Raw genomic sequence first — 25,758 nt, forward strand, 5'->3', positions numbered from 1 at the left:
TCAGCTTTCCGGAACGAGGAAGATCGCGGCGAGCGGCGGAATGGTGAGGCGGAGCTCGGGCGTCTTGCCGTCAACGGTCCGGACCTCGCCGATGTTCCCGACATTGCTGCCGCCGTAATGGGCGGAGTCGGAGTTGAACACCTCTTTCCACTTGCCGGCCAGGGGCACGCGAACGCGATAGTTGCGATAGACATTGGGGGAGAAGTTGACGATGACGAGGCACCGCGCGTGCTCGTCAAAACCCTTGCGCAGCCAGGCGAACACGTTGCGGTTGGCATCATCGGTGATCAGCCATTCGAAGCCGGCCTGGTCGCAGTCCATCTGATGCAGCGCCGGCACCGCGCGGTAGAGGCGGTTGAGGTCGCGGATCAGCGCCTGGATGCCGGAATGGACCTTGTATTCGAGCAGGTGCCAGTCGAGCGACTGGTCGTGATTCCATTCGCGGCTCTGCGCGATCTCGGCGCCCATGAACAGCAGCTTCTTGCCGGGGTGGCCGAACATGAAGCTGTAATAGGCCCGCAAATTCGCAAAGCGCTGCCATTCGTCGCCGGGCATGCGGCCCAGGATCGAACGTTTGCCGTGCACGACCTCGTCATGCGACAGCGGCAGGATGAAATTCTCCGAGAAGGCGTAATGCAGCCCGAACAGGATCTCGCCGTGATGATACTTGCGGTGGATCGGATCCTTGCTGATGTAATTCAGCGTGTCGTGCATCCAGCCCATGTTCCACTTGTAGCCGAAGCCGAGCCCGCCGAATTCGACCGGGCGCGAGACTTGCGGCCATGCGGTGGATTCTTCCGCGGCCGTGGTCGCCTGCGGGAAGCGGGCAAAGACCTCCGTGTTGAAACGGCGCAGGAAGTCGATCGCCTCGATGTTTTCGCGGCCGCCATACTGGTTCGGAATCCACGCGCCGGGCGGCCGGCTGTAGTCGAGATAGAGCATCGACGCCACCGCATCGACGCGTAAGCCATCGATGCTGTAGCGCTCCATCCAGAACAGCGCGTTCGACACCAGGAAGTTCGTCACTTCGGTGCGACCGTAATTGTAGATCAGCGTGCCCCAGTCGAGATGGCGGCCCTGAAGCGGGTTCGCGTGCTCAAACAGCGCCGTGCCGTCAAAGCTGCCGAGCCCGTGCGGATCGTCGGGGAAATGGCCGGGCACCCAGTCGAGCAGCACGCCGATGCCTTCGCGATGGCAGGCATCGACCAGCGCGGCGAAATCCTCGGGGCTTCCGAACCGGCTGGTCGGGGCATAGAGGCCGGTTGGCTGATAGCCCCAGGAGCCGTCAAACGGATGCTCGCTGACGGGCAGGAATTCGAGATGCGTGAACCCCATGTCGCGAGCATAGGCCGGCAGCTGTTCGGCCAGCTCGCGATAGGTGAGCCATTCATTGTTGCCCTTGCGCCGCCACGAGCCGAGATGGACCTCGTAGATCGACATCGGCGCCGACAGCGCGTTGATGCCGTCGGGCGCGGGGCGCGGCCGCGGCAGATGCGCCTCGTCGAGCACGATCGAGGCCGTCTTCGGCCGTACCTCGCTCGCAAACGCCAGCGGGTCGGACTTCAGCGGCAGCAGATGGCCGTGCGGGCCGATGATCTCGAACTTGTAGTGATCGCCGATCTTCGCATGCGGGATGAAGAGCTCCCAGTACCCGCTGCCGCGCACCCGCATCGGATGACGCCGACCGTCCCAGAAGTTGAAATCGCCGACCACGGATACGCGCCGCGCATTCGGCGCCAGCACCACGAAGCCGATACCGTCGACGCCGTCGAGCCGCATCGGATGCGCGCCGAGCTTGTCGTAGAGGCGCTGGTGGGTGCCTTCGCCGAGCAGATAGAGGTCGAAATCGGTCAGGATCGGCGGGAAGCGGTAGGCATCCTCGAATTCGACGACGCTGTTGCCGAATTTCGCGCGCAGTTGATAGTGCTGCGAGCCGTTGGGAAGGGCTCCGATGAACAGGCCGGAGTCATGAACGCGGTCGAGCGGCGCGACCTCGCCATGCTCGCCGACCGCCTCGACATTGGAGGCCTCGGGAAGGAAGGCGCGCACCACGCTCTTGCCGCCCTCGGGATGCAGCCCGAGATAGTGGAAGGGGTCGGAGTGGCGGCCCTCGATGATCGCGTAGGCTTCAGCTGGCAGTTTAGGCATGGGCTTCGCTTTCGGCGCTGGACAGAATGCGAAGCAGTCCGGTCAGCGGCGCATGGAGCCCCTCGGGCCGGTGGGACAGTTCGTACTCTACGTCGTCGAACGCTTGATCAAGCAGGAAAAACCTTAACAGGCCTTGCGCGGATTGCGGATCTTCCGGCCACAGCCGCCGGTCGGTCATGGCCTCGCGATAGGCGTGCTGGAACGTCGTGGTGGCGCGTTCGCGCCATTCGCCGAGCGCGGCTGCAAGCCGGTCCTGTTCGTCGGAGCCGCCCGCGAGCACCCGGTTGAGGGCCACGTTAACCGAAAGATCAATCGAGCGGATCAGGCCGGCGACATCGCGCGCGGCAGGCAGCTTGCGCTGCTTGTCGGCCAGCGGCCGGCGCGGATGGCCGTCGAAGTCGATGATGAAGATGTCGTCCTTCACGATCAGAGTCTGCCCGAGGCGGAAGTCGCCATGATGACGGATGTTCAACCCGCCGATCCCGGAAGGCAATAGTGCATTGAGGTGGTCGGGCAGGGCCGCGCGCGCGGCGCCGAGCCGGTCGATCAGCGGCCGGTCCGCCTCCCGCAGGCCGTCGCGGCTATTGGCCAGGTGCTCGAAAACGCGCTCGGCCCGCGCCTTGAGGTCAGAGACCCAGCGCCTGGCGTGTCCGGAGCCGATCGGCTCCGGAGCGAGATTGTCCGGCTTTGCCGCGGCCAGGGCGACATGCAGCTCGGCAAGCCGCCGGCCGATCTGCGCGATGAAGTGCAGGTAAGGCGCCTGCTCCTGGGTCTCGCGCGGCGTTTCGCCCGCGGACAAGAGCCGCTGCTCGTCGATATAGCGATCGAGATAGCCGGTGGTCATCGTCCAGCCGTCGCCCTGGTTTTCGACATAGGCATGCAGCACGCCGACGGCGCTGCGCTGATCGTCCTCCACCAGCTCGACACTGCCGAGCAGGGCCGGCGTGTTGGCGAAGCGGGCGATTTCGGTGAGGTAGTGGCCGATCTCGATCTCGGGACTGGTGCCGCTTTCGAGCTGCCGATGGATCTTGACGACATATTGGTTGTCCACGAGCGCTGTGCTGTTGGACTGCTCGATCGCGCGGATGCGTTCGGGCTCCTTGATGGTGTAGTCGGCGAATCGGCTGGTCGCCTTGAACTCCAGCCGCAGATTGTTCTCGTCCACCACCAGGTTTTGCGACAGACCCCGCAGGAACAGGCCGATGAAGATCTGCTCGGTCGCGACGTCGAGCAGTGTGCCCTCGCGCGCACCCTGGCGGACGGCGGCGAGCGCCTTCGGGTTGAAGCGTTCGCGGTCGAAGCGTACCCATTCGATCTGCATCGGCAGCACGTAGCGCGTCGTGACGTCGTCCCGCGTGGTCTCGAAGAACGCGATCCAGGGCCTGTTGTCGCCGATATCGCTGAAAGGCACCGCCGAGGTCAGTGTGGCCTTGATGTGCTTGGGATTGTGCTCCGGATACCAGCGTGTCCTTGCCAAAAATCCTGGCAGCACGTCGCGCTCGAACACGCCGCGCTCGCGTGCCAGCGACACCCAGTTCGAATTGACCGGCACCACCAGCGTCTCGAACTCAGGCACCGCGCGCGGCGTCACCGGCTCGGACTTGTCGCGCTCGGTGAGATGGAACCAGTAGAAGCCGTAGGGCCCCAGCGTGATCATGTAGGGCAATTCGCCGATCGGCGGGAAACGCGTCCGTCCAAGCATCTCCTGCGGGATGCGGTCTTTCCACGGCGACAGATCGAGCTCGGTCGCCTGCGCGGCGCGCGAGAGATTGGCGACGCAGAGGATCACCTCGTCGCGATACTGCCGGACATAGGCCAGCACGGCGCGATTGGCCGGGCGGATGAAGGTCATGGTGCCGCGGCCGAAGGCGAGCGTTGACTTGCGCACCGAGATCAGCCGCTTGGTGGCGCTGAGCAGCGACGACAGGCTGCGCGACTGCGCCTCCACGTTGACCGATTCATAGCCGTAGACCGGATCCATGATCAGCGGCGCGTAGAGCCGGGCGGGGTCGCAGCGCGAGAAGCCGCCATTGCGGTCCGGGCTCCATTGCATCGGCGTGCGCACGCCGTTGCGGTCGCCGAGATAGATGTTGTCGCCCATCCCGATCTCGTCGCCGTAATAGATGATCGGCGTGCCCGGGAAGGACAGCAGCAGCGAGTTCATCAGCTCGATCTTGCGGCGGTCATTGTCCATCAGCGGCGCAAGGCGCCGGCGGATGCCGACATTGATGCGCGCCCGCGGATCGTTGGCGTAGGTGGTCCAGAGATAGTCACGCTCGACGTCGGTGACCATCTCCAGCGTCAGCTCGTCATGGTTGCGCAGGAACAGCGCCCATTGGCAGCTCGCCGGGATGTCAGGCGTCTGGCGCAGGATGTCGGTGATCGGGAAGCGGTCCTCCTGCGCGATCGCCATGTAGATGCGCGGCATCAGCGGGAAGTGATAGGCCATGTGGCATTCGTCGCCGCGGCCGAAATATTCCTGCACGTCCTCCGGCCATTGATTGGCTTCGGCCAGCAGCAGCTTGCCCTTGGAGTAGGAATCCAGCTCCTGGCGCAGGCGCTTGATGATCGCATGCGTCTCGGGGAGGTTCTCGTTCGAGGTGCCCTCGCGCTCGCAGAGATAGGGAATGGCATCGAGCCGGAAACCGTCGACCCCGGCGTCGAGCCAGCGCTTCATCACCTGGATGATGGCGCTGACCACGCGCGGATTGTCGAAATTCAGGTCCGGCTGGTGCGAGAAGAAGCGGTGCCAGTAGAAGGCGCCGGCCTCGTGATCCCAGGTCCAGTTCGACTTCTCGGTGTCGGTGAAGATGATCCGCGTGCCCTGGTATTTCTGGTCGGTGTCGCTCCAGACATACCAGTTGCGGGCGCTCGAGCCTGCCGGGCTGCGGCGCGCGCGCTTGAACCATTTGTGCTGGTCGGAGGTGTGGTTGACGACCAGCTCGGTGATGACGCGCAAACCGCGCTTCTGCGCCTCCTGGATGAAGCGCTTGAAATCCTTCATCGTCCCGAAATCGGGATTGACCGCGCCGTAGTCACCGATGTCGTAGCCGTCGTCGCGGCCGGGCGAGGGATAGAACGGCAGCAGCCACAGCGCGGTGACGCCGAGCTCCTGGAGATAGGGCAGCTTCTCGGTCAGGCCGGCGAAGTCCCCGATGCCGTCATGGTTGCTGTCGGCAAAGGCCTTGACGTGGAGCTGGTAGATGATCGCGTCCTTGTACCAGAGCTCATCCACGGTCTCGGCAGCCTCAACTTTCTTGGTGTCGACGGAAGACAGAACATTCATGGCGTGAACCCTTACGCCAGGCAGCGGAACAGGAGCGCAGGATCACGGTCGGGATCGATGCGCAACCTGATCCCGCCCCACTCGATGCGGGACTGCTCGCCGGTGAGGAGGTTTTCGAGTGCCGTCACATGGTGTCGCTGTCCGTCGGCGTCAACAGTGAGGTCGCCGAGCGGCAGCCAGAATTCGCGCACATGGCGCGAGAGCGCAATCACGACGACGACGGTGCTCGCGGGATCAGCCGCCTCCTTGACGAAGGCGATGGTCTCGCCGTCCTCGATGCCGAGGAAGCGCAAGCTTGCTGTCTGCTGCAGCGCCGCGTTGTCGTTGCGGATGCGGTTGAGCGCGGCAATGTAGGGCTTGATGTTGCCGGGCGCGTCCCAGTTGCGCTGCTTGATCTGATACTTCTCGGAATCGAGATATTCCTCGCGGCCTGGAATCGCCTCGTGCTCCAGGAGCTCGAAGCCGCCAAAGATCCCGTAATTGCCCGACAGCGTCGCCGCCAGCGCAACGCGCGACTTGAACGCCCAGGGCTCGCCGCTCTGGAGATGATAGGGCAAGAGGTCGGCCGTGTTGACGAACAGGTTCGCCCGATAAAAGTCCCGCTCGGGATAACGGGTCAGCTCGCCGAGATATTGTTCCAGCTCCCACCTCAAAGTGCGCCAGGGGAAATAGCTGAAAGACTGCGCGAAGCCGAGCTTGGCGAGGCCCTTCATCAGCTTCGGCCGTGCAAAGGTCTTGGAGAACAGGATTACCTCGGGATGCCGGCGGCGGATGTCGCCGATCAGCCACTCCCAGAACGGAAGCGGTGCGGTGTCGTGATTGTCGATGGCGAAGATGGTGACGCCATGGTCGATCCAGAACAGCATGGCGTCGCGAAGCGCGTTCCACAGCCCGGCGCGATCGACGCAGCCGAAATCGGGGATGACGATATCCGAATAGGGCCCGTCCGCCGTCCGCACCGAGCGGTCCGGCCGCCATTTGAACCATTCCGGATGCTGCGTCAGCCACGGATGATCCGGCGAGCACTGCACCGCGAAGTCCAGCGCAAGCTCGAGCCCGTACTCGAGGCAGGTCGCGACCAGCGCGCGAAAGTCCTCGATCGTGCCGAGCGCGGGATGCAGCGCATCATGCCCGCCCTCGGCGGTGCCGATCGCATAGGGCGAGCCGGGATCGCCCTCGCTCGCGACCGGCGAGTCGTTGCGGCCTTTGCGGTGGGTGTGGCCAATGGGATGGATCGGTGTGAAGTAGAGCACGTCAAAGCCCATGGCGGCGATATCAGGGACGCGCGCAATGCAGTCGCGGAGCGTGCCGTGCCGGCCCGGGATCTCACTCTGGCTGCGCGGCATCATCTGGTACCAGGCGCCAAAGCGCGCCTTGTCGCGGTCGACCATCAGCGGGAACAGCGGCGAGCGCGTCAGGTCGGGCCGCGACTGGCTCTCGGCCATCGCTTCGCCAAGCTCGGTCGCCAGCAGCGGGGTGACGTCGCCGGTCTGGAGATAATCCTCGCATCGCTTGATGATGATCGCTGCGGCGTCCTGCCGCGCGCCGTGCGCCTTGGTCAGGAGGCCAGCGCCCTCGATCGCATCGAGGCTGACATCGGCCCCGATCCGCCGCTTGCGCGCGATCGCGTGCGACCAGGTCGCGAACTCGTCGGTCCAGGCTTCGATCGCATAGACATATTGACCGGGCTCAACCGGTGTAAACGCGCCGGACCAGCGGTCATTGCCGTGAGGGGTCATCGGCTCGCTCCGCCATTCGCGGTCCTGCTCTCCTCGCCAGATCAGCGCAGCCGCGATCACGGCATCGCCGTCGCGGTAGATGTCAGCCCAGACCTCGACCGGTTCGCCCGCGATCCGCTTCACGGCGAAGCGGCCGCCGTCGACCAAGGGATAGACGTCTTCGATGAGGAAAGCGCTGCCTGAAGCGGCACTTTCGACAGTTTGAATTGTCTTGTTCACGGTGATGCCATTGACAAGAAAGCAGGAGCCCGTTTCCCTTGTCGGGAACCCGCGCTTGGTACCATTATAGAAAGCCGCTTGTGTGTCATTGGTTCCCTGGGGAACGGCAAGCGCAGTTTGCGAGTTACCCCTGACTAACCTCTTCCGCGACCTCGTTAAAATCGATGCCACCGGCCAAACTATGGCCTGCAAGCTGCGTGCCGAATGGATCTTTTAGCTCAAGCCCGGATCAAGGGCGTTCAGTCCGAATTCGTCGACGCCCTCGGCAAGCTGCGGGTCACCGCGCCCGAGGCGCTCAAATCCATCCTCGATGCCCTGCCGGAGAAGCGGGTCTACCGCTTCGTCAGCGGGCCGGTCGTGGTCCGCGCCTTAGGGCATCCGCGCACGGAACTGGCGGCAACCGGGACGCCGCCGCTGCAATGGAAGATCCTCGGCAACGGCAATGTGATCGCGCAAGGAGAGACGCGCGAGCCCGTCATCGCCTGGCCCGCCGGCCTGCCGCTCGGCTATCACCGCCTGACGCTGACGGATGCCGGGGGCGAGACCGAAGACGTGCCGATGATCGTGGCGCCCGAGCGCGCTTTCGGCGGCGATTTCGACCGCGGCTGGCTGCTCGCCGTGCAACTCTACAGCGTCCGCTCCGACCGCAATTGGGGCATCGGCGATTTCACCGATCTCGCCGGTCTCGTCCGGCTTGCCAAGCAACTCGGCGCCGACGGCGTCGGCCTCAACCCGCTTCACGTGCTGTTCGACGACCAGCCGGCCGATTGCAGCCCCTATTCGCCGAACAGCCGGCTGTTTCTCAATCCGCTCTATATCGACGTCGAGGCGATCCCGGAATTTTCCGCCGATCTCGTCCCCGACGCGGCCGCGACCGCCGCGCGGCTGCGTGACGGCGACCGCGTGCCCTATGCCGACATGGCGGCGCTGAAATGGCTGGCCTTGCGCGCTGCCTTCAACAGCTTCGTGACGAGCGCGCGCGAGGCGCGCCGCAAGGAGTTTGACGCCTTCCGCGCCGCCCGCGCGCCGCTATTGTCCCGCTTCGCCTGCTTCGAGGTGCTGCGGCATCGCTTCAACCGGCCGTGGTGGGAATGGCCGTCCGAATGGCAACAGCCGAGTGAAGCCAAATGCGCCGAGCTGCACAAGGGGCCTGACAGGCGCGAGGTCGAGTTCGTCGAATTCGTGCAGTGGACGGCCGACAGCCAATTGCATGCCGCCAAGGTGCTGGCCGGCCAGCTCGGCATGCGCGTCGGGCTCTATCTCGACGTCGCGGTCGGCGTGCAGTCCAACGGCTTCGATGCCTGGAACGAGCAGACCGCGATTTCCCGCCACCTCGCCGTCGGCGCGCCGCCGGACGTGCTCAATACCGTCGGCCAGGACTGGGGCCTCGCGGGCTTCAATGCCGGCGGCCTCGAGGCGCAATCCTTCGTGCCGTTCGCCGACATGCTGGCGGCGTCGATGCGGCATGCCGGCGCCATCAGGCTCGATCACGTGCTCGGCTTGAAGCGGCTTTACCTCGTGCCGCGCGGCTTCAAGCCCGACAACGGCGCCTATGTGCAGATGCCGTTCGAGGCGCTGCTGGCCGCGGTGGTGCGCGAGAGCGCGGCCCACAAATGCATCGTGATCGGCGAGGACCTCGGCACCGTGCCGGAAGGCTTTCGCGAGACCATGCAGGATTTCGGCATCTGGTCGTATCTCGTCATGATGTTCGAGCGCGACGATTCCGGCCATTTCCGCAATATCGATCATTACCGGCCCAACGCGCTGGTGACGCTGAACACGCATGATTTGTGCACCTATGCGGGCTGGCGCTCCTTCAGCGATCTCAAGATGAAGCTGTCGCTCGGGCTCGATCCCGGCGAGAACGATCAGGCCCGCTGGGATGCGCTCGGTGCGCTCGACGAGATTTTGCGGCAGAACGGCATCAATGCCAACGACCTCTATTCGGTGCTCGCCTTCCTGTCGCGCACGCCATCGCGCCTGCTCGCGGTGTCCATGGAGGATCTGCTCGGCGTGATCGACCAGCCCAACATTCCCGGCACGATCGACGAGCATCCGAACTGGCGCCAGCGCCTTCCGGTCGCGCTCGACAAGATCGCCTCCAAGGTTGATCTCACGGCCTTGAGAGCGGCAACGCGGGAACGTTCGCTGACCGGCGGGAGTTGAACGGCCGGGGGGGCTTCCCGGGCTCGTACGACATTGACGCAGAGGATCGAGGACTATGCGCTGATCGGCGACTGCGAGACCGCGGCGCTGGTCGGGCGCAACGGCTCGATCGACTGGCTGTGCTGGCCCGCCTTCGATTCCGACGCCTGTTTTGCCGCTATCCTCGGAACGCACAGGAACGGCCGCTGGCTGGTCGCGCCAAGCGAGGACGTCACCGCGATCTCGCGTCGCTATCTCGGCAACACCCTCATCCTCGAAACGCGATTTGAGACCAAGAGCGGCACCGTCGCGCTGATCGACTTCATGCCGCCGCGCGGCAAGGCCTCCGACATCGTGCGTCTGGTCCGCGGCGTCAGCGGCAAGGTCGAGATGCGGATGGAGCTCATCATCCGCTTCGGCTTCGGCGTGGATATTCCCTGGGTGCGACGGATCAATCATTCCCTGCTCGCGATTTGCGGCCAGGACATGACGGTGCTCCGCACGCCGGCGAAGACCCGCGGCGAGGATCTGACCACGGTGTCCGATTTCGAGGTCAGGGCGGGCGAGACCGTGCCGTTCGTGCTGACCTACGGCCCCTCGCATCTCGATCCGCCCGGGCCGATCGATCCAGAGCTCGCGCTTAAGGAGACCGAGAATTTCTGGCAGGACTGGTGCCTCCGTTACACCCGCGACGGCGATTATCACGACCTGATCCTGCGCTCGCTGATCACGCTGAAGGCGCTGACCTTCGGCCCCACCGGCGGCATCGTCGCGGCGCCCACCACCTCGCTGCCGGAAAAGCTCGGCGGCAGCAGGAACTGGGATTACCGCTTCTGCTGGCTGCGTGATGCCACCTTCACGCTGCTGGCGCTGATGAACTCGGGCTATACCGAGGAAGCTTCGGCCTGGCACAATTGGCTGCTGCGCGCGGCCGCCGGCTCGCCGGCGAACATGCAGATCATGTACGGCATCTGGGGTCAGCGGCGGCTCTTGGAATGGGAGGCAGGCTGGCTCGCCGGCTATGAGGGCGCCAAGCCGGTGCGCGTCGGCAATGCCGCGCATGCGCAGCTCCAGCTCGACGTCTACGGCGAACTGATTGACGCCTTCCACCAGTCGCGCATGGCCAGGCTGAAGCTCGACGAGGAGAGCTGGGCGCTGGAATGCAACGTGCTCAACCATCTCGCCGAAGTCTGGGATCGGCCTGACCACGGCATTTGGGAACGGCGCGGGCAGCCCCGGCACTACGTGTTCTCGAAGGTCATGGCCTGGGTCGCCTTCGACCGCGGCATCAAGAGCGCCGAGACCTTTGGCTTCAAGGCGCCGCTGCTGCATTGGCGCACCTTGCGCGAAGCCATTCATTGCGACGTCTGCAACAACGGTTTCGATGCGGAGGAGAACGCCTTCGTCGAGTCCTACGGCACGAAACTGCTCGATGCCAGCGTGCTGCTGCTGCCGGGCGTCGGCTTCCTGCCGACGTCGGATCCGCGCATCTGCGGCACCATCGCCGCCGTCGAGACATGCCTGATGCGCGACGGTTTCGTGCTGCGGCACGATCCGCGCGAGCTGCCCGCGGGACAGCCGCCGCTCGAAGGTGCGTTCCTCGCCTGCAGCCTGTGGCTCGCCGATGCTCATGTGCTGGCGGGCAATCTCGACAAGGCGCAGGTCTTGTTCGATCGCGTGGTAGGCGTTGCGAACGATGTCGGGCTATTGGCCGAGGAATACGACTCCGTGGCCCGCCGCCAGACCGGCAATTTCCCGCAGGCGCTGACCCACATCGCGCTGATCAACACCGCGCATAACCTCTCGGCGGCAAGGCAGAAGAGCGAGAAGCCGGCGATGCAGCGGTCGAAGCAGTGATGCTCGCTTGGGTCCTAGATCCCGAGCCATTCCAGACCGCCAGGGAGTTCTCCACCAGAAAAGTCCACCTGCAGGACGCGGCGATGTATCGGCAAAGTGGCCGCATCCGATGCGTGGAGAATTGGCGTTGCATAGAGCCAGATGTCGCCAGGCTCAGCCAGGCATGCGACCGTGCCGCAACCGCGTACCACGTCCCGGACGTCCTCTTCAGCAATCCGCCCAAGCTTATGGGAGCCCGGCGCGATCAACAACGGCGCATTGCTGGCCGGGACCGGATCGATATGAACCCGCAGGGTCACCATGCCTGATAGCAGCGCAAAGGGTGGCTCGACATGCTGCATGCCGCTCTTGATGCTCCAGATGTCGAAGCCATCGACCGGAATGCGCTCCTTCACCGCGATGGTGCGGTCCTGATGCCAGCCGAGGGCCCAGTTCGTCGCGGCCGTCTTGTCGAACAGGATGGCCCTGACCGGACGACACGACTCTCCAAGCACTGACGCGGCACAGCTTCCGACATGTCCGCGGGCGGCAAGGAAGGGCGCGAGACCCTCAATGCCTCTTAATCTCAGTCCGGCGTGATCGGGCGGCAAATGGGACAGGGCTGCCCTGAGCTCGTGCAATCGATCGGATGTCAACGCCTGCCGGAACAGCTGCGCGCCGTCGTCCAAAAAAGTCAGCTGGTCGATTTCCAAGGTCGTGTACCGATAGCCGATCGCTCAACCCACCCCATTCCGCTTCAAAATCATCTCCATCGCCTCCGCAAAGCCGTCCTGCTCGTTGCTCGCGGTGACATGCGTGGCCTGGTCCTTGACGTTGTCGGCGGCGTTGCCCATGGCGATGGAGGTGCCGCTGACGCGGAACATCGCGAGATCGTTCTGCATGTCGCCGATGGTGGCGACGGCGTCGGTCGAGATATCCAAGCGCTTCGCCATCGCCTCGACGAACGTGCCCTTGTCGAAGCCGGGCGGGGTGATGTCGAGATAATAGGTCTGCGAGCGCACCGCGGTCGCTTCGCTGCCGAGCGCCTCCTGCATCGCCTTCTCGCAAGCGGCGAGCCTGGCCGCGTCGGCGCTGGCGCCGACGATCTTGCAGGCGCTCGTGAGGTAGGGCGAAAAGTCCGTCACGATGGTCGGGTCGGAGCGGATCGTGTGCTGCTCATGGGCGACGTACTTGCCGCTGGGATTGTCGATCAGCCATTTGTCGGTGGTGAACAGCCAGATGTCGGCGCCGTAGTCGCGGAGGATCTGCAGCGACCGCTCGGCGGCGCCCGGCGGAATCAGGTGCTGCTCGACCGGGCGCATCTCGGGATCGACGATCGAGGAGCCGTTGAACGGGCCGACCGGCAGCCAGAGCGCCAGCGGCTCGATCAGGAAACGCATGCCGATCGCCGGGCGGCTGGAGGTGATGGTGAAGCCGATGCCGGCCTGGTGCAGCCGTTGCACCGCGGATCGCGCGCGCTCGGTGAGCGTCTTGTCCTTGGTCAGCAGCGTTCCGTCGACATCGGAGACCACGAGTGAGATGGGAGTCATGGCAGAACCTTGGGTATTGCGCCGCCCAGCTTCAATTGCCGCACGATGCCGTCCACGATCGCCTCGACGGTCTCGTCGATCGAGACGGTGAGGACGTGCTCGCCCGCTTCCGGCGGCTCCAGCGTGTCGAACTGGCTTGTCAGCAGCCCCGGCGGCATGAAATGGCCCTTGCGCTGCGCGAGCCGCTCGGCGATCAGCTCTTTCGTTCCCTTCAGGAAGATGAAGCGGACGTCGTCGCGTCCGCGCAGCAGCACGTCGCGATAGGTGTGCTTCAGCGCCGAGCAGGCGATGATGACGTGCTCGCCTCTGTCACACACCCGTGCGATCTCGTCGGCGATGGCGTTGAGCCAGGGCCAGCGGTCCTCGTCGGTGAGGGGATGGCCGGCCCGCATCTTCTCGACATTGCTGGCGGGATGGAAGCTGTCGCCGTCCTCGAACCGCCAGCCGAGCCGCTGGCCCAGCGCCTCCGCGACCGTGCTCTTGCCCGAACCCGACACGCCCATCACGATCAACGCACAAGGTGCTTCAACGCGGCCCACTAATTTCCTCCGGAAGCGCGGCCCTATCGACCAGCCAGACGGTCTCACCATTCGAGCGCGCGCGTAAGGCCGGCAGATTCTCGCCATTGAGGAGGCGCGTCAAGATCGCCTGCTTGTCGTGCCCGGCAATCTCGAACAGCATTTCGCGGCAGGAGGCCAGAGCGGGCAGGGTGAGCGAGACCCGCGGCACGAACGGCGCGACATTGGCCTTGGGCACGCCAACGACCCAGCGTTGGGCCTCCTCGATCTCGGGATAGCCCGGGAAAAGCGAGGCGGTGTGGCCGTCCGGGCCTGCGCCCATCAGGACGAGGTCGAACAGCGGCCGCGCCGGATCGAGCCGGTCAGCGCCATAGAAGGCCTGCAGCTCGCGCGCATAGGCTTCGGCGCTGGCATCGGGATTTTCAGTCGTGGTCGGGATCGGATGGATATGGCCGGCAGGCGCATTGCGATCGAGGAAGGTCGCCCGCGCCACCGCCATGTTGTTGAGAGGATCGCTTTCAGGCACGAATCGCTCGTCGCCGATGAACCAGTGCACGCGGTCCCACGGGATCTTGCCACGCCAGGAATCGCTGCCGAGCAATTGATAGAGTTTCTTCGGGCTCGACCCGCCGGTCAGGCAGACCGCGATACGCGCCGGATTGGCGCCGATCCGCGCCATCACCCGTTCGGCCGCGGCCTGCGCCAGCGCCTCGGCATCCGCCGCGACGATCAGCTTCGGCTGTCCGCCCGCCATCACGAAAATTTCCGCCAGCTTCGCCCGTCGCGCCGGAGCAGTTCGTCGGCGCATTTCGGGCCGTCGCTGCCGGCTTCATAGGTCTCGATGCCGTTGGTGCCCGCACTCTTCCAGGCATCCAGGAACGGCTGCACCGCCTGCCATCCGGCCTCGATGCCGTCGGCGCGCTGGAACAGGATGTTGTCGCCGATCATGCAGTCGTAGATCAGCGTCTCGTAGCCGGTTGAGGGATCGACGCGGAAATAGTCACCGTAGCGGAACTTCATCTCGACGCCGTCGATGGTGATGCTCGGCCCCGGGATCTTGGCGTTGAACTGCAGTTCGATGGTCTCGGTCGGCGCGATGCCGATGGTGAGGAAATTCTGCGACAGGCGGTCGACGTCCGTGCCCGAGAACATCGACAGCGGCGCCTGCTTGAACTTGATCGCGACTTCGGTGCGCTTGTGACCCAGCGCCTTGCCGGTGCGCAGGTAAAAGGGCACGCCGGCCCAGCGCCAATTGTCGATCATCAGCTTGAGCGCGACAAAGGTCTCGGTGGTGCTGCCGGGCTTGACGTCCGCGGTCTTGCGATAGTCCGTGAGCTCTTCGTCGCCGATGCGGCCGGCGAGATATTGCGCGCGGACTGAATTCTTCAGTGCCTCTTCCGGGCTTGGCAGCTGGATCGACGTCAGCACATCGGCCTTCTCGGAGCGCACGGAATGTGCGTCGAAACGTGCAGGGGGCTCCATCGCGACCAGCGACATCAGCTGGAACAGATGGTTCGGCACCATGTCGCGCAGCGCGCCAGTGGCATCGTAGAAGCCGCCGCGGTGGCCGACACCGAGCTTTTCCTCCACCGTGATCTGGACGTGGTCGATGTGATTGCGATTCCAGATCGGCTCGAACATGCCATTGGCAAAGCGCAGCACCAGGATGTTCTGCACCGTCTCCTTGCCGAGATAATGATCGATCCGGTAGATCTGGTGCTCGTCCATGATCTTCAGCAGTTCGGCGTTCAGCGCGTGCGCCGAGGCGAGATCGGTGCCGAACGGCTTTTCGATCACGAGGCGCCGCCAGGCACCGTTCTCCTTCATCATGCCGGTGCGGCCGAGTTCGCGCGCGGTCGGCGCGAACGCAGCGGGCGGTGTTGCCAGATAGAACAGCCGGTTGCCGCCGGTGTCCTGCGCGCATTCCAGCGAATCCAGATGCTCGCGCAGGCGATCAAAGGAAGGCGGATCCTTCGGATCGGCCTCGACGAAGGTCACGCATTCCAGCAGCTTCTTGGCGATGTCGTCGTCCACGGGCCGCGTCGCGAACTGGCGCAGTCCCTTCAGCAGGCTGCTACGCAGTTCGTCATCCGACTGACCCTTGCGGGCCACGCCGACGACGCAGAACTTTTCCGGCAGCAGGTGCTCCGCCGCCAGATTGTAGAGCGACGGCATCACCAGGCGATGGGTGAGGTCGCCGGTGACACCAAAGATGACGAAGGCGCAGTTTTCCGGCTTGCGCTTGGCTTGCGGGTCTTTTGTCACGAATTGTCGGCCTTCGCTTGTCTACTTGCTACTTTGGTTTCGAAGCGCCCGGCTGCTTCGGCTCCTTGTGGCCGCCGAAACCCGCACGCATCGCGGAGAGAATTTTTTCGGCGAAGGTGTGTTCCTTGCGGGAACGGAAACGTGTGTAGAGCGCCGCGGTCAGGACCTCGGCCGGCACGGCTTCGTCGATCGCGGCATTCACGGTCCAGCGTCCCTCGCCGGAATCCTCCACGAAGCCCGAATATTCCGACAGAAGCGGGCTGTCGGCGAGCGCGGTCGAGGTGAGGTCGAGCAGCCAGGACGGGATCACTGAGCCGCGCCGCCACACCTCGGCGATGTCGGCGAGATCGAAATCGTAGCGATGGTCCGCCGGCAGGGCGTCGATATTGGCGTTCTTGAGGATGTCGAAACCTTCGGCATAGGCCTGCATCAGGCCGTATTCGATGCCGTTGTGGATCATCTTGACGAAGTGCCCGGCGCCGACGGGGCCGGCATGGATGTAGCCCTGCTCGATGCGGGGATCGCGCCCCTCGCGTCCTTCGGTGCGCGGAATGTCGCCGGCGCCGGGCGCGAGCGCGGCGAAGATCGGATCGAGCCGGTCGACCACAGCCTTCTCGCCGCCGATCATCATGCAGTAGCCGCGGTCGAGGCCCCAGACGCCGCCCGACGTGCCGACGTCGACATAGTGGATGCCGCGCGCCTTCAGCGCCTTGCCGCGGCGGACGTCGTCCTGCCAGAAGGTGTTGCCGCCGTCGATGATGACGTCGCCTTCCTGCATCACCTTCGCGATGGTGTCGATCGTCGTCTCGGTGATGTGCCCCGCAGGCAGCATCACCCAGGCCGTGCGTGGACGCTCGAGTTTGGAGATGAACTCCTCGAGTGTCGCCGAGCCGGTCGCGCCGTCGGCGGCAAGGCCCGCGACGGCCTTGGCGTCCTTGTCGTAGACCACGGTCGAATGTCCCTGGCGCATCAAGCGGCGAACGATGTTGCCGCCCATCCGGCCGAGGCCGATCATGCCGAGTTGCATGTGAGAGATTCCCTTAATTCAGCGCGTCGTTGAGCGCGGCATTGAGCGCCGCGAGACCTTTCTTGAGCCCGCCCTTGAGGTGAACGCGTAGCGCCCGCCGCCCGCGCTCGGTGAGCACGTCGAAATCGCCGCGCGCCTGCGCCGCCTTGATCACGCCGAAGCTCGCCTTCTGGCCCGGCACGGCCAGGTCCTTGGCATCGTCGGCCGTGATCTGGAGGAACACGCCGCTGTCGGGCCCGCCCTTGTAGGTCTGTCCCGTGGAGTGCAGGAAGCGCGGGCCGAACTCGGCGCAGGTCGCGACATGCCGTTTCTCGCGCACCTCCAGCCGCATCGCCTGGAGGGCATCGATGGTGGCCTTGTCGCGGGCGATGTAGCCGAGCAGGGCGACATAGTCGCCCTCGCCCGAGCGCGACAGATGCGCCTTCAGCCAGGAGGTGAGATCGCCATTGGCGCCGGCCGCGCGCAGCGCGGTGGCGTTGGCCTCGTCGGTGTAGAGGTCGGCTTCGTCGGTGCTGACCACGGGCTGCTCCGCGGGCAGCGCGCCGGTCTTCTCGAACGACGCCGTGAGCTCGCGGGTCTTGATCTTGGCCGCTTCCACGTCGGGCTGGTCGAACGGGTTGATGCCGAGGATGCTCCCTGCCACCGCGGTTGCCATCTCGAAGCGGAAGAACTCCTGGCCGAGATGGTCGATTCCCTTCATGACGATGCGCACGACGGGGTGGCCGGCCGCTTCGATGGCGGCAAGCTTGGAGTCATGGGCGGCGTCCGCCTCGCCCTCGGTGCGGATGTCGATGAAGAACCGGTCGTTGCCGTAAGAATTGGGATCGCCCAGCGGCTCGCCGTCGATCGGGATCAGGCCCTTGCCCTCCTTGCCGGTCGATTCCGCGATCAGCTGCTCGGCCCAGGCGCCGAAATCGGCGATCTTCTTCGACGACAGGATCGTCACCTTGTCGCGGCCTTCGAGCGCGGCCAATCCCATGGCAAGGCCGAGCTGCACGCCCGGGTTCTCGGACGGCGGCACGTCCGGTCCGCAGGAGCGCGCCATGGAGCGCGCGTGCTTGACGAAGGCCTTGACGTCGATGCCGGCGGTCGCCGCCGGCACCAGCCCGAACGGCGACAGCACCGAATAGCGCCCGCCGATCGAGGGCTCGCCATGGAAGATGCGGGCATAGTTCAGCTTCTTGGCCGCCTTCTCCAGCGACGAGCCGGGATCGGTCACCGCGATGAAGCGGTGGCCGGTCTTCACCTTGGGTCCGACCGCCTGCGCGACGCGTTCATGGAAATAATCCTTCATCGCGTTCGGCTCGGTGGTGCCGCCGGACTTGCTGGAGACGATGAACACGGTGCTGGCGATGTCGATCTTCGCCTCCATCGCCCGCACCTGTGCCGGGTCGGTGGAGTCAAGCACGTGCAGCTTCGGGAAGCCGGGCTTCTTGCCAAAGGTCTCGGCCAGCACCTCGGGTCCCAGGCTCGATCCGCCCATGCCGAGCACGACGGCGTCGGAGAAGTTCTGGCCCTTCACCCGGCCCGCATAGTCCTCGTAGTCGGCAATGTCGGCCTTGGCGGCGCTGTCGAGCCAGCCGAGCCATTTGTCCTCGTCGGTGCCGGTCCAGACCGACTTGTCGCGCTGCCAGAGCCTGCGTATTTTTGCCGAGGCGCGCCATTCCTCGGTGCTCTTGGCAACCGCCTTGCCGAGCCCGTCGCCGAGCGAAAGCTGCTGGCGATCGAGCGCCGGCCCGAGCACGGTGGCGCGCTTGTGGGCGACGGCGCCGTAGAGCTTGTCGGCGGCATCCGCGAACAGCTTGACGCCGTCCCTGACCAGCTCCTCGGTGATCGCATCGAGCGAGATGCCGGAGCGCTCCAGCTCCTCCAGCACGCGCCTGGCGTCCTCGACATTCTCTTCCAGGCTGTCGCGCGGCTTGCCGTGGTCGCGGAACGCATCCAGCGTCGCCGGCGGCACGGTGTTGATGGTGTCGGGGCCGATCAGTTCCTCGACATAGAGGACGTCGCTGTAGTCCTTGTTTTTCGTGCCGGTCGACGCCCACAGCATACGCTGCGGCTTGGCGCCCTTGGCGGCGAGCTTCTCCCAGCGGGGGCCAGCGAACAGGCGCTTGTAATCCTGATAGGCGACCTTGGCGTTGGCGATGGCGACCTTGCCCTTGAGCGCAGCGAGCCGTTCCTTCTCGGAGGGGTCGTTGGCGCGCGCGATCTTCTCGTCGAGCTGCTTGTCGACCACCGAGTCGATGCGGCTGACGAAGAAGCTCGCCACGCTGGCCACATGCGACGGATCGCCGCCGCCGGCGACGTATTTTTCCAGACCCGCCAGATAGGCCTCCGCAACCTCGAGATAGACCGCCTTGGAGAACAGCAGCGTGATGTTGATGCTGATGCCGTCGCCGATCAGCGTCTCGATCGCCGGCAGGCCTTCCGGCGTCGCCGGCACCTTCACCATCAGGTTCTTGCGATCAACGTCCTTCCACAGCCGGCGGGCTTCAGTGACGGTACCGGCGGTGTCCATCGCCAGATAGGGCGACACTTCCAGGCTGACATAGCCGTCGCCGCCCTTGAGGCGGTCATAGACCGGGCGCAGCACGTCGGCGGCATTCTGGATGTCCTCGACCGCGACGGCCTCGAACAGGTCGGCCACGGACCGGTCGCCGCGCTTCAGGGCCTTGCCGATCGGGGCGTCATATTCGTCCGAGCTGCCGATCGCCTTCTCGAAGATCGACGGGTTGGAGGTGACGCCCTTGACGCCATCGGTGTCGATCAGCCGCTTCAGGTCACCCTTGGCGATGAAACCGCGGGCCAGGAAGTCCAGCCAGACGGCCTGTCCGTGCTGTTCCAGTTCTTTGACGGGATTCATGATGCTTATTTATCTCCAAGCCTGCGGGCGAGGGGTTCCCGCGCCGGTCCTGACGCGCTATCCTCTAGCGTACATGCTCCCTGGAGGGAACCAATCACGCATGTGGGAGTCATACCCTCCAGTGTAACTCCGTCGCGATCATGGCGATCCAGGCGGCAGTGGCTGTGTTGCGTAAAAAGTCGTTGGCCGGGAAAGGTTCGGCCGAGGTCTCGTTGCGTAACGCCTGTCGGCCGCTGCACAGCCGGTCGTCAGTGGATTCCGATCCGCCGGATCATCTGTGGCTCGGTCGCGAATGGCCATGCTGGGGGAAAGCATGCAAGCACATCCTGACGGCCCGCCGTCCGCCGTCTCCGACAGCCCGCAATCGGTCGCGCCGACCGCGCGCGTCGATGCGTCCCACGACCTCGAAGTCAACCAATGCGCCACGCGCTTGCGGCTGCTGGTCGCGGCGGGTTTCGCGATGATGCTGTTCAGCGCGAGCCTTGCCTTCGACTGGTGGGACAGCCTCGGCGACTACGACACGGCGGTCGGCTACGCCGGCGTTGCGGTATTCGGCCTGATTACCGGCTGGCTGATCTGGCTGCTTCCCGGCGAACGTGGGCCGGTGGTGATCGTCACCCCCTACGGCATCCGCGATCTCCGCATCGGCAATGAATTTCTGCTGTGGGAGTCGATCGCGGAGATTTCGACCGAGGATCGCCGCGGGCACAGGATGATCGTGCTGACGCCGACGCCGGCATTGCAGCAGCAGCTCTCCTGCATTCGCGGCAGGAGCCGGGCGACGCCGCGCGGCGCGCAGCAAGATCAAATCGTCATCTCCTCCGAGGGACTGGCGACCGATTTTGATACATTGCAGCGCGCTTGCCGTGACTGCCATGCCGCCAGCGATGCACGCACCGCATTGCGGCGAGACCGCGATCAAGGCTCGGGTGCACAAGGCTTGGCCGTACAAGCGTCATAAAGCTGCCGCCGGCTGACGGCTATGCTGCACCGCCGGATGAGCTGATCCCCGGTAATGCCCGGATGTGGCGGCCGAGTGACATTTTCTGGAAATGAGCGAAGATATACATAGATTCGCATAAATAACAGGCAGGTGCCTGTTCGTAACTCACCCGGTTGCCTACGTTGTGCGTTGCGTCGAGTCGGTCCCCGGGTGTCCAATGACTGTCATGTGCTCACGCTGATTCGAGAAGCGGCCTGAGGAACGGTCCAGTAACTGCTTTCGTTTCAGCTTGTAGCGGAAATCACGCGGAGAGGGATCATGTACAACGATTCTCTATTCAACGCTTTCGCTCGGTCGTTCGAGGCGAGAAGCCAGCACGACATGTCGATGGCGGAATATCTGGAATCGTGTCGAAGCGATCCGATGAAATACGCCAACGCGGCCGAACGACTGCTAGCGGCGATCGGCGATCCACAGACGATTGACACGGCCAAGGACCCACGCCTTGGCCGTATTTTTTTGAACCGCACCATCCGCACCTATCCGGCCTTCGCCGGCTTCTACGGGATGGAAGAAACCATCGAGCGCATCGTCGGTTTCTTCCGGCACGCGGCGCAGGGTCTCGAAGAGCGCAAGCAGATCCTCTATCTGCTCGGTCCGGTCGGTGGCGGCAAATCCTCGCTTGCCGAGCGGCTCAAGTCGCTGATGGAAGTGCAGCCGATCTACGTGCTGAAAGCCGGCGATGAACTCTCGCCCGTGTTCGAGAGCCCGCTGAGCCTGTTCGATCCCGATCATCTCGGGCCGATGCTGGAAGAGAAGTACGGCATTCCGCGCCGCCGTCTCACCGGCCTGATGAGCCCGTGGTGCTACAAGCGGCTGGAAGCCTTCGGCGGCGATATCTCGCAATTCCGCGTCGCCAAGATCCAGCCGTCGCGGCTGCGCCAGATCGCGGTCTCCAAGACCGAGCCGGGTGACGAGAACAACCAGGACATCTCGTCGCTGGTCGGCAAGGTCGACATCCGCAAGCTCGAGACCTACGCGCAGAACGATCCCGACGCCTACAGCTATTCGGGCGGCCTCAATCGCGCCAACCAGGGCATCCTTGAATTCGTCGAGATGTTCAAGGCGCCGATCAAGATGCTGCACCCGCTGCTGACCGCAACGCAGGAAGGCAACTACATCGGCACCGAGAATATCGGTGCGATCCCGTTCACCGGCGTCATCCTCGCGCACTCCAATGAGGCGGAGTGGGCGAGCTTCAAGGCGAACAAGAACAACGAGGCCTTCATCGACCGCATCTGCGTGATCAAGGTGCCGTACGTGCTGCGGGTCACCGAAGAGCAGAAGATCTACGAGAAGCTGATCCAGGGCTCGGAGCTGGCGTCTGCGCCGTGCGCGCCGTCGACACTGGAAACGATGGCTCGGTTCTCGGTCATGTCGCGCCTGCGCAAGCACGAGAACTCCACGCTGTTCGGCAAGATGCGGGTCTATGACGGCGAAAGCCTGAAGGAATCCGATCCCAAGGCACGAAGCGTCCAGGAATACCGGGATGCCGCCGGTGTCGATGAAGGCATGGACGGCGTGTCCACGCGCTTTGCCTTCAAGATCCTGGCTGCGACCTTCAACCATGATCCGCAGGAGGTCGCTGCCGATGCCGTGCACCTGATGTACGCGCTGGAGCAGTCGATCCGCCGCGAGCAGCTGCCGGAGGAAACCGAGAAACGTTACCTGGAGTTCATCAAGGCGGAGCTGGCACCGCGCTATGCCGAGTTCATCGGCAACGAGATCCAGAAGGCTTATCTGGAATCCTACTCGGATTACGGCCAGAATCTGTTCGACCGCTACGTGGATTACGCCGATGCCTGGATCGAGGACCAGGATTTCAAGGATCCGGACACCGGCCAGTTGCTCGATCGCGAACTGTTGAACCAGGAGTTGACCAAGATCGAAAAGCCGGCCGGCATTGCCAATCCGAAGGATTTCCGCAACGAGGTGGTCAAGTTCTCGTTACGGGCCAGAGCACAGAATGCCGGCAAGAATCCGACCTGGACCTCCTACGAGAAGATTCGCGACGTGATCGAAAAGCGGATATTCTCCCAGGTCGAGGACCTGCTTCCGGTCATCTCCTTCGGGTCGAAGAAGGACGGCGAGACGGAGAAGAAGCACGGCGAGTTCGTCGCACGCATGGTGGAGCGCGGCTACACCGAGCGTCAGGTTCGCCGGCTCGTCGAATGGTACATGCGTGTGAAGCAGGCCGGTTGAGGCGGATGAAAAAGTGCCGATTCACATTATTGACAGGCGCCTGAATCCAGGCGGCAAGAGTCTTGAGAACCGTCAGCGGTTCTTGCGTCGGGCCAAATCCCTGGTGCAGGGCGCCGTCAAGAAGACCTCGCAGGAACGCGATATCAAGGACGTCCTGGAGGGTGGTGAGGTCACGATCCCGCTGGACGGGATGCACGAGCCGCGTTTCCGCCGCGAAGGCGGAACGCGGGACATGGTGTTGCCCGGGAACAAGAAGTTCATCGAGGGCGACTATCTGCAGCGCTCCGGCCAGGGCAGCGCCAAGGATTCCGGTCCTGGCGAAGGCGACAGCGAGGACGCCTTCCGCTTCGTCCTTTCCCGCGACGAATTCGTCGATCTCTTCCTCGACGACCTTGAGCTGCCGGATCTCGCCAAGCGCAAGATCGCGCAGACCGAGAGCGAGGGCATCCAGCGCGCCGGCTACACCACGTCGGGCTCGCCTGCCAACATCTCGGTGAGCCGGACGGTGAAGCTCGCGCTGGCGCGCCGCATCGCGCTCAAGCGTCCCCGCAAGGAGGAGATCGAGGAGCTGGAAGCCGCGATCGCCGCCTGCACGGACGAGGACGAGCGTACTGAGCTCATCGCCCAGCTCGAAGCACTGAAGGCGAAGTCCAAGCGCATTCCCTTCATCGATCCGCTCGACATCCGCTACCGCCGCTTCGAGATGGTGCCGAAGCCCGTCGCGCAGGCCGTGATGTTCTGCCTGATGGACGTCTCCGGCTCGATGTCCGAGCACATGAAGGACCTCGCCAAGCGCTTCTACATGCTGCTCTACGTGTTCCTGAAGCGCCGCTACAAGCATGTCGAGATCGTCTTCATCCGTCATACCGACCGCGCCGAGGAGGTGGACGAGCAGACCTTCTTCTACGGCCCGGCCTCGGGCGGCACGCTGGTCTCCAGCGCGCTGCAGGCGATGCACGAGATCGTGCGCGAGCGCTTCAATCCCGCGGATTGGAACATCTACGCCGCGCAGGCCTCCGACGGCGACAATTCCTATTCCGACGGCGAACTCACGGGCCTGCTGCTGACCGACAAGATCCTCCCGGTCTGCCAGTTCTTTGCCTATCTCGAGGTCGGGGAAGCAGGCGGCAGCGCCTTCGATCTCTCCGACTCCTCGCTCTGGACCCTTTACGAGCGCCTGCGTAACAGCGGCGCACCGCTCTCGATGCGCAAGGTTTCCGAGCGCAGCGAGATCTTCCCGGTGTTCCACGACCTGTTCCAGCGCCGCGAAACTGCTCAGGAGAAAGCCGCTCCATGACGGAACGTTTGTTCGAAGGCGCGGATTGGGATTTTCGCACCTTGCAGCGCATCACCGATGCCTGCGAAGAGGTGGCGTTGAAGGATCTCGGGCTCGACGTCTATCCGAACCAGATCGAGGTCATCACCGCCGAGCAGATGCTGGATGCCTACTCGTCGGTCGGCATGCCCTTGTTCTACAAGCACTGGTCCTTCGGCAAGCATTTCGCCTTCCACGAGGCCTCCTACCGCAAGGGCCTGATGGGGCTCGCCTATGAGATCGTGATCAACTCCTCGCCCTGCATCTCCTACCTCATGGAGGAGAACACGGCGACGATGCAGACGCTGGTGATCGCGCACGCCGCCTTCGGCCACAACCACTTCTTCAAGAACAACTATCTGTTCAAGCAGTGGACCGATGCCGAGGGCATCCTCGACTATCTCGACTTCGCCAAGAACTACGTCATGCAATGCGAGGAGCGCTACGGCCGCACCGAGGTCGAGCGTACGCTCGACGCCGCGCATGCGCTGATGTCGCACGGCATCGACCGCTACCCCGGCAAGAAGAAGCTGGATCTGCGCGCCGAGGAGAAGCGGGCAGGGCGCAGGCGCCAGCACGAGGAAGAGGTCTTCAACGATCTCTGGCGCACCGTGCCGGCCGGCAAGAGCAAGAGCCGTTCGACGCTCAGCATCGAGCGGCGCCGCAAGTTGCTCGGCCTGCCGCAGGAGAATTTGCTCTATTTCCTGGAGAAGAGCGCGCCGCGGCTGGCGCCCTGGCAGCGCGAGCTCTTGCGCATCGTCCGCCACATCGCGCAATATTTCTATCCGCAGAGCCAGACCAAGGTGATGAACGAGGGGACAGCGACCTACGTCCACTATCGCATCATGACCCAGCTGCATCAGCAGGGCCGCATCACCGACGGCAACTTCCTCGAATTCCTGGGCTCGCATACCAATGTGGTGTTCCAGCCCGAGTTCGACGATCCGCGCTTCTCGGGCTTCAACCCCTATGCGCTCGGCTTCGCCGTGATGCAGGACATCGAGCGCATCGTCACCCGGCCGGAAGATGAGGACCGCGAATGGTTCCCCGACATCGCCGGCAAGAACGACGTCATGGGCGTGCTGCGCGACGTCTGGGCCAATTATCGCGACGAGAGCTTCATCGGCCAGTTCCTGAGCCCCAAATTGATGCGGCAGTTCCGCATGTTCCACCTGCACGACGATCCCGAGGAGCGCGCCGGCATCCGCGTCGATGCCATCCACGACGAGCGCGGCTTCCGCCGCGTCCGGCGCGAATTGGCGCGGCAGCACGATGTCGGCTACATCGACGCCAATATCGAGGTGGTCGACGTCGATCTCTCCGGCGACCGCCGGCTGATCCTGCATCACCACGTCATCAAGGGCGCGCAGCTCAACGAGACCGACGCCAAGCGCGTTCTGCAGCATTTGGCCGATCTCTGGACCTACGACGTCGCACTGATCGAGGTCGACGCCAACGACAAGGTCCTGCGCGAATACGTCGTCAGCCCGCGCCCGATCCCGGCCGCGGTGGCCTGAGGCGGGTTATGAATTCGGCGCGGTGCTGATCGATGTGCCCTCGCCCCTTGCGGGAGAGGGCAGCGATGCTGGTAGACCCAGGCTCATTGGGGTGAGGGGTATCTCGCCACATTTTACCGTGCCGA

General features: G+C 64.3%; 16 protein-coding genes. 6 read left to right on the forward strand and 10 right to left on the reverse strand.

Annotation, left to right across the window (positions count from 1 at the left end; genetic code table 11):
• Genes glgB through JQ635_RS23775 form a run of 3 tightly spaced genes read right to left on the reverse strand, consistent with a single transcriptional unit; the run spans position 1 to position 7,392 of the window.
• Positions 1-2,148 carry a 1,4-alpha-glucan branching protein GlgB gene (gene glgB / locus JQ635_RS23765; protein ID WP_211412207.1) on the reverse strand — a complete coding sequence of 716 codons (2,148 nt, stop codon included), beginning with the start codon at positions 2,146-2,148 and terminating at the stop codon, positions 1-3.
• A complete protein-coding gene (treS, locus tag JQ635_RS23770) occupies positions 2,141-5,434 on the reverse strand; it encodes a maltose alpha-D-glucosyltransferase (protein WP_211412208.1) in 3,294 nt (1,097 codons plus the stop codon). Before treS ends, glgB begins: the two co-directional genes overlap by 8 nt.
• An 11-nt stretch (positions 5,435-5,445) precedes the next feature.
• Positions 5,446-7,392: a maltotransferase domain-containing protein gene (locus JQ635_RS23775; RefSeq protein WP_211412209.1), complete on the reverse strand. Its 1,947-nt coding sequence runs from the start codon at positions 7,390-7,392 to the stop codon at positions 5,446-5,448.
• Positions 7,393-7,596: 204 nt separating this feature from the next.
• On the opposite strand from JQ635_RS23775, the gene malQ reads away from it, so the two are divergent.
• Together malQ and JQ635_RS23785 are read left to right on the forward strand one after the other, a co-directional pair.
• On the forward strand, positions 7,597-9,558 hold the full coding sequence (malQ, locus tag JQ635_RS23780) for a 4-alpha-glucanotransferase (RefSeq protein ID WP_211412210.1): 1,962 nt from the start codon (positions 7,597-7,599) through the stop codon (positions 9,556-9,558).
• A 33-nt stretch (positions 9,559-9,591) separates the two neighbouring features.
• Positions 9,592-11,394 (forward strand): glycoside hydrolase family 15 protein, encoded by a 1,803-nt coding sequence (locus JQ635_RS23785; protein ID WP_211412211.1) that lies wholly within the window; start codon positions 9,592-9,594, stop codon positions 11,392-11,394.
• A gap of 14 nt (positions 11,395-11,408) precedes the next feature.
• On the opposite strand, the gene JQ635_RS23790 is transcribed toward JQ635_RS23785, so the two are convergent.
• From JQ635_RS23790 to JQ635_RS23820, 7 genes are read right to left on the reverse strand one after another with little or no spacing between them, the layout of a single operon-like run.
• On the reverse strand, positions 11,409-12,086 hold the full coding sequence (locus JQ635_RS23790) for a phytanoyl-CoA dioxygenase family protein (RefSeq protein ID WP_211412212.1): 678 nt from the start codon (positions 12,084-12,086) through the stop codon (positions 11,409-11,411).
• 24 nt (positions 12,087-12,110) lie between these two features.
• A complete protein-coding gene (locus JQ635_RS23795) occupies positions 12,111-12,923 on the reverse strand; it encodes an HAD family hydrolase (RefSeq protein ID WP_211412213.1) in 813 nt (270 codons plus the stop codon).
• Positions 12,920-13,462: a gluconokinase gene (locus tag JQ635_RS23800; protein ID WP_211412214.1), complete on the reverse strand. Its 543-nt coding sequence runs from the start codon at positions 13,460-13,462 to the stop codon at positions 12,920-12,922. Before JQ635_RS23800 ends, JQ635_RS23795 begins: the two co-directional genes overlap by 4 nt.
• Positions 13,449-14,198: a 6-phosphogluconolactonase gene (pgl, locus tag JQ635_RS23805; RefSeq protein WP_211412215.1), complete on the reverse strand. Its 750-nt coding sequence runs from the start codon at positions 14,196-14,198 to the stop codon at positions 13,449-13,451. The genes JQ635_RS23800 and pgl overlap by 14 nt, the downstream gene beginning before the upstream one ends.
• Positions 14,195-15,706, reverse strand: coding sequence for a glucose-6-phosphate dehydrogenase (gene zwf / locus JQ635_RS23810; RefSeq protein WP_211412216.1), 1,512 nt, complete (start codon positions 15,704-15,706; stop codon positions 14,195-14,197). Before zwf ends, pgl begins: the two co-directional genes overlap by 4 nt.
• A gap of 28 nt (positions 15,707-15,734) precedes the next feature.
• Positions 15,735-16,733, reverse strand: coding sequence for a phosphogluconate dehydrogenase (NAD(+)-dependent, decarboxylating) (gnd, locus tag JQ635_RS23815; protein WP_211412217.1), 999 nt, complete (start codon positions 16,731-16,733; stop codon positions 15,735-15,737).
• A gap of 13 nt (positions 16,734-16,746) precedes the next feature.
• On the reverse strand, positions 16,747-19,596 hold the full coding sequence (locus tag JQ635_RS23820) for a bifunctional transaldolase/phosoglucose isomerase (RefSeq protein WP_211412218.1): 2,850 nt from the start codon (positions 19,594-19,596) through the stop codon (positions 16,747-16,749).
• Positions 19,597-19,888: 292 nt separating this feature from the next.
• On the opposite strand from JQ635_RS23820, the gene JQ635_RS23825 reads away from it, so the two are divergent.
• The 4 genes from JQ635_RS23825 (at position 19,889) to JQ635_RS23840 (ending at position 25,633) form a co-directional block, all read left to right on the forward strand.
• Positions 19,889-20,557 carry an STM3941 family protein gene (locus JQ635_RS23825; RefSeq protein WP_211412219.1) on the forward strand — a complete coding sequence of 223 codons (669 nt, stop codon included), beginning with the start codon at positions 19,889-19,891 and terminating at the stop codon, positions 20,555-20,557.
• A gap of 300 nt (positions 20,558-20,857) precedes the next feature.
• A complete protein-coding gene (locus JQ635_RS23830) occupies positions 20,858-22,801 on the forward strand; it encodes a PrkA family serine protein kinase (protein ID WP_211404878.1) in 1,944 nt (647 codons plus the stop codon).
• A 19-nt stretch (positions 22,802-22,820) separates the two neighbouring features.
• The gene (locus JQ635_RS23835) at positions 22,821-24,098 is read left to right on the forward strand and encodes a YeaH/YhbH family protein (protein ID WP_211412281.1); all 1,278 of its coding nucleotides are present in this window, start codon (positions 22,821-22,823) and stop codon (positions 24,096-24,098) included.
• On the forward strand, positions 24,095-25,633 hold the full coding sequence (locus tag JQ635_RS23840) for a SpoVR family protein (protein WP_211412220.1): 1,539 nt from the start codon (positions 24,095-24,097) through the stop codon (positions 25,631-25,633). Before JQ635_RS23835 ends, JQ635_RS23840 begins: the two co-directional genes overlap by 4 nt.
• The last annotated feature ends 125 nt before the right edge of the window (positions 25,634-25,758 follow it).

The organism is Bradyrhizobium iriomotense, from assembly GCF_018130765.1.
GTDB classification, from domain to species: domain Bacteria; phylum Pseudomonadota; class Alphaproteobacteria; order Rhizobiales; family Xanthobacteraceae; genus Bradyrhizobium; species Bradyrhizobium iriomotense_A.

Excerpts from the sequence above, each read along its gene's own strand:
- glgB (WP_211412207.1), bottom strand. The coding sequence starts at position 2,148 with ATGCCTAAACTGCCAGCTGAAGCCTACGCGATCATCGAGGGCCGCCAC.
- treS (WP_211412208.1), bottom strand. The coding sequence starts at position 5,434 with ATGAATGTTCTGTCTTCCGTCGACACCAAGAAAGTTGAGGCTGCCGAG.
- malQ (WP_211412210.1), top strand. The coding sequence starts at position 7,597 with ATGGATCTTTTAGCTCAAGCCCGGATCAAGGGCGTTCAGTCCGAATTC.
- JQ635_RS23795 (WP_211412213.1), bottom strand. The coding sequence starts at position 12,923 with ATGACTCCCATCTCACTCGTGGTCTCCGATGTCGACGGAACGCTGCTG.
- gnd (WP_211412217.1), bottom strand. The coding sequence starts at position 16,733 with ATGCAACTCGGCATGATCGGCCTCGGCCGGATGGGCGGCAACATCGTT.
- JQ635_RS23820 (WP_211412218.1), bottom strand. The coding sequence starts at position 19,596 with ATGAATCCCGTCAAAGAACTGGAACAGCACGGACAGGCCGTCTGGCTG.
- JQ635_RS23825 (WP_211412219.1), top strand. The coding sequence starts at position 19,889 with ATGGCCATGCTGGGGGAAAGCATGCAAGCACATCCTGACGGCCCGCCG.
- JQ635_RS23830 (WP_211404878.1), top strand. The coding sequence starts at position 20,858 with ATGTACAACGATTCTCTATTCAACGCTTTCGCTCGGTCGTTCGAGGCG.
- JQ635_RS23840 (WP_211412220.1), top strand. The coding sequence starts at position 24,095 with ATGACGGAACGTTTGTTCGAAGGCGCGGATTGGGATTTTCGCACCTTG.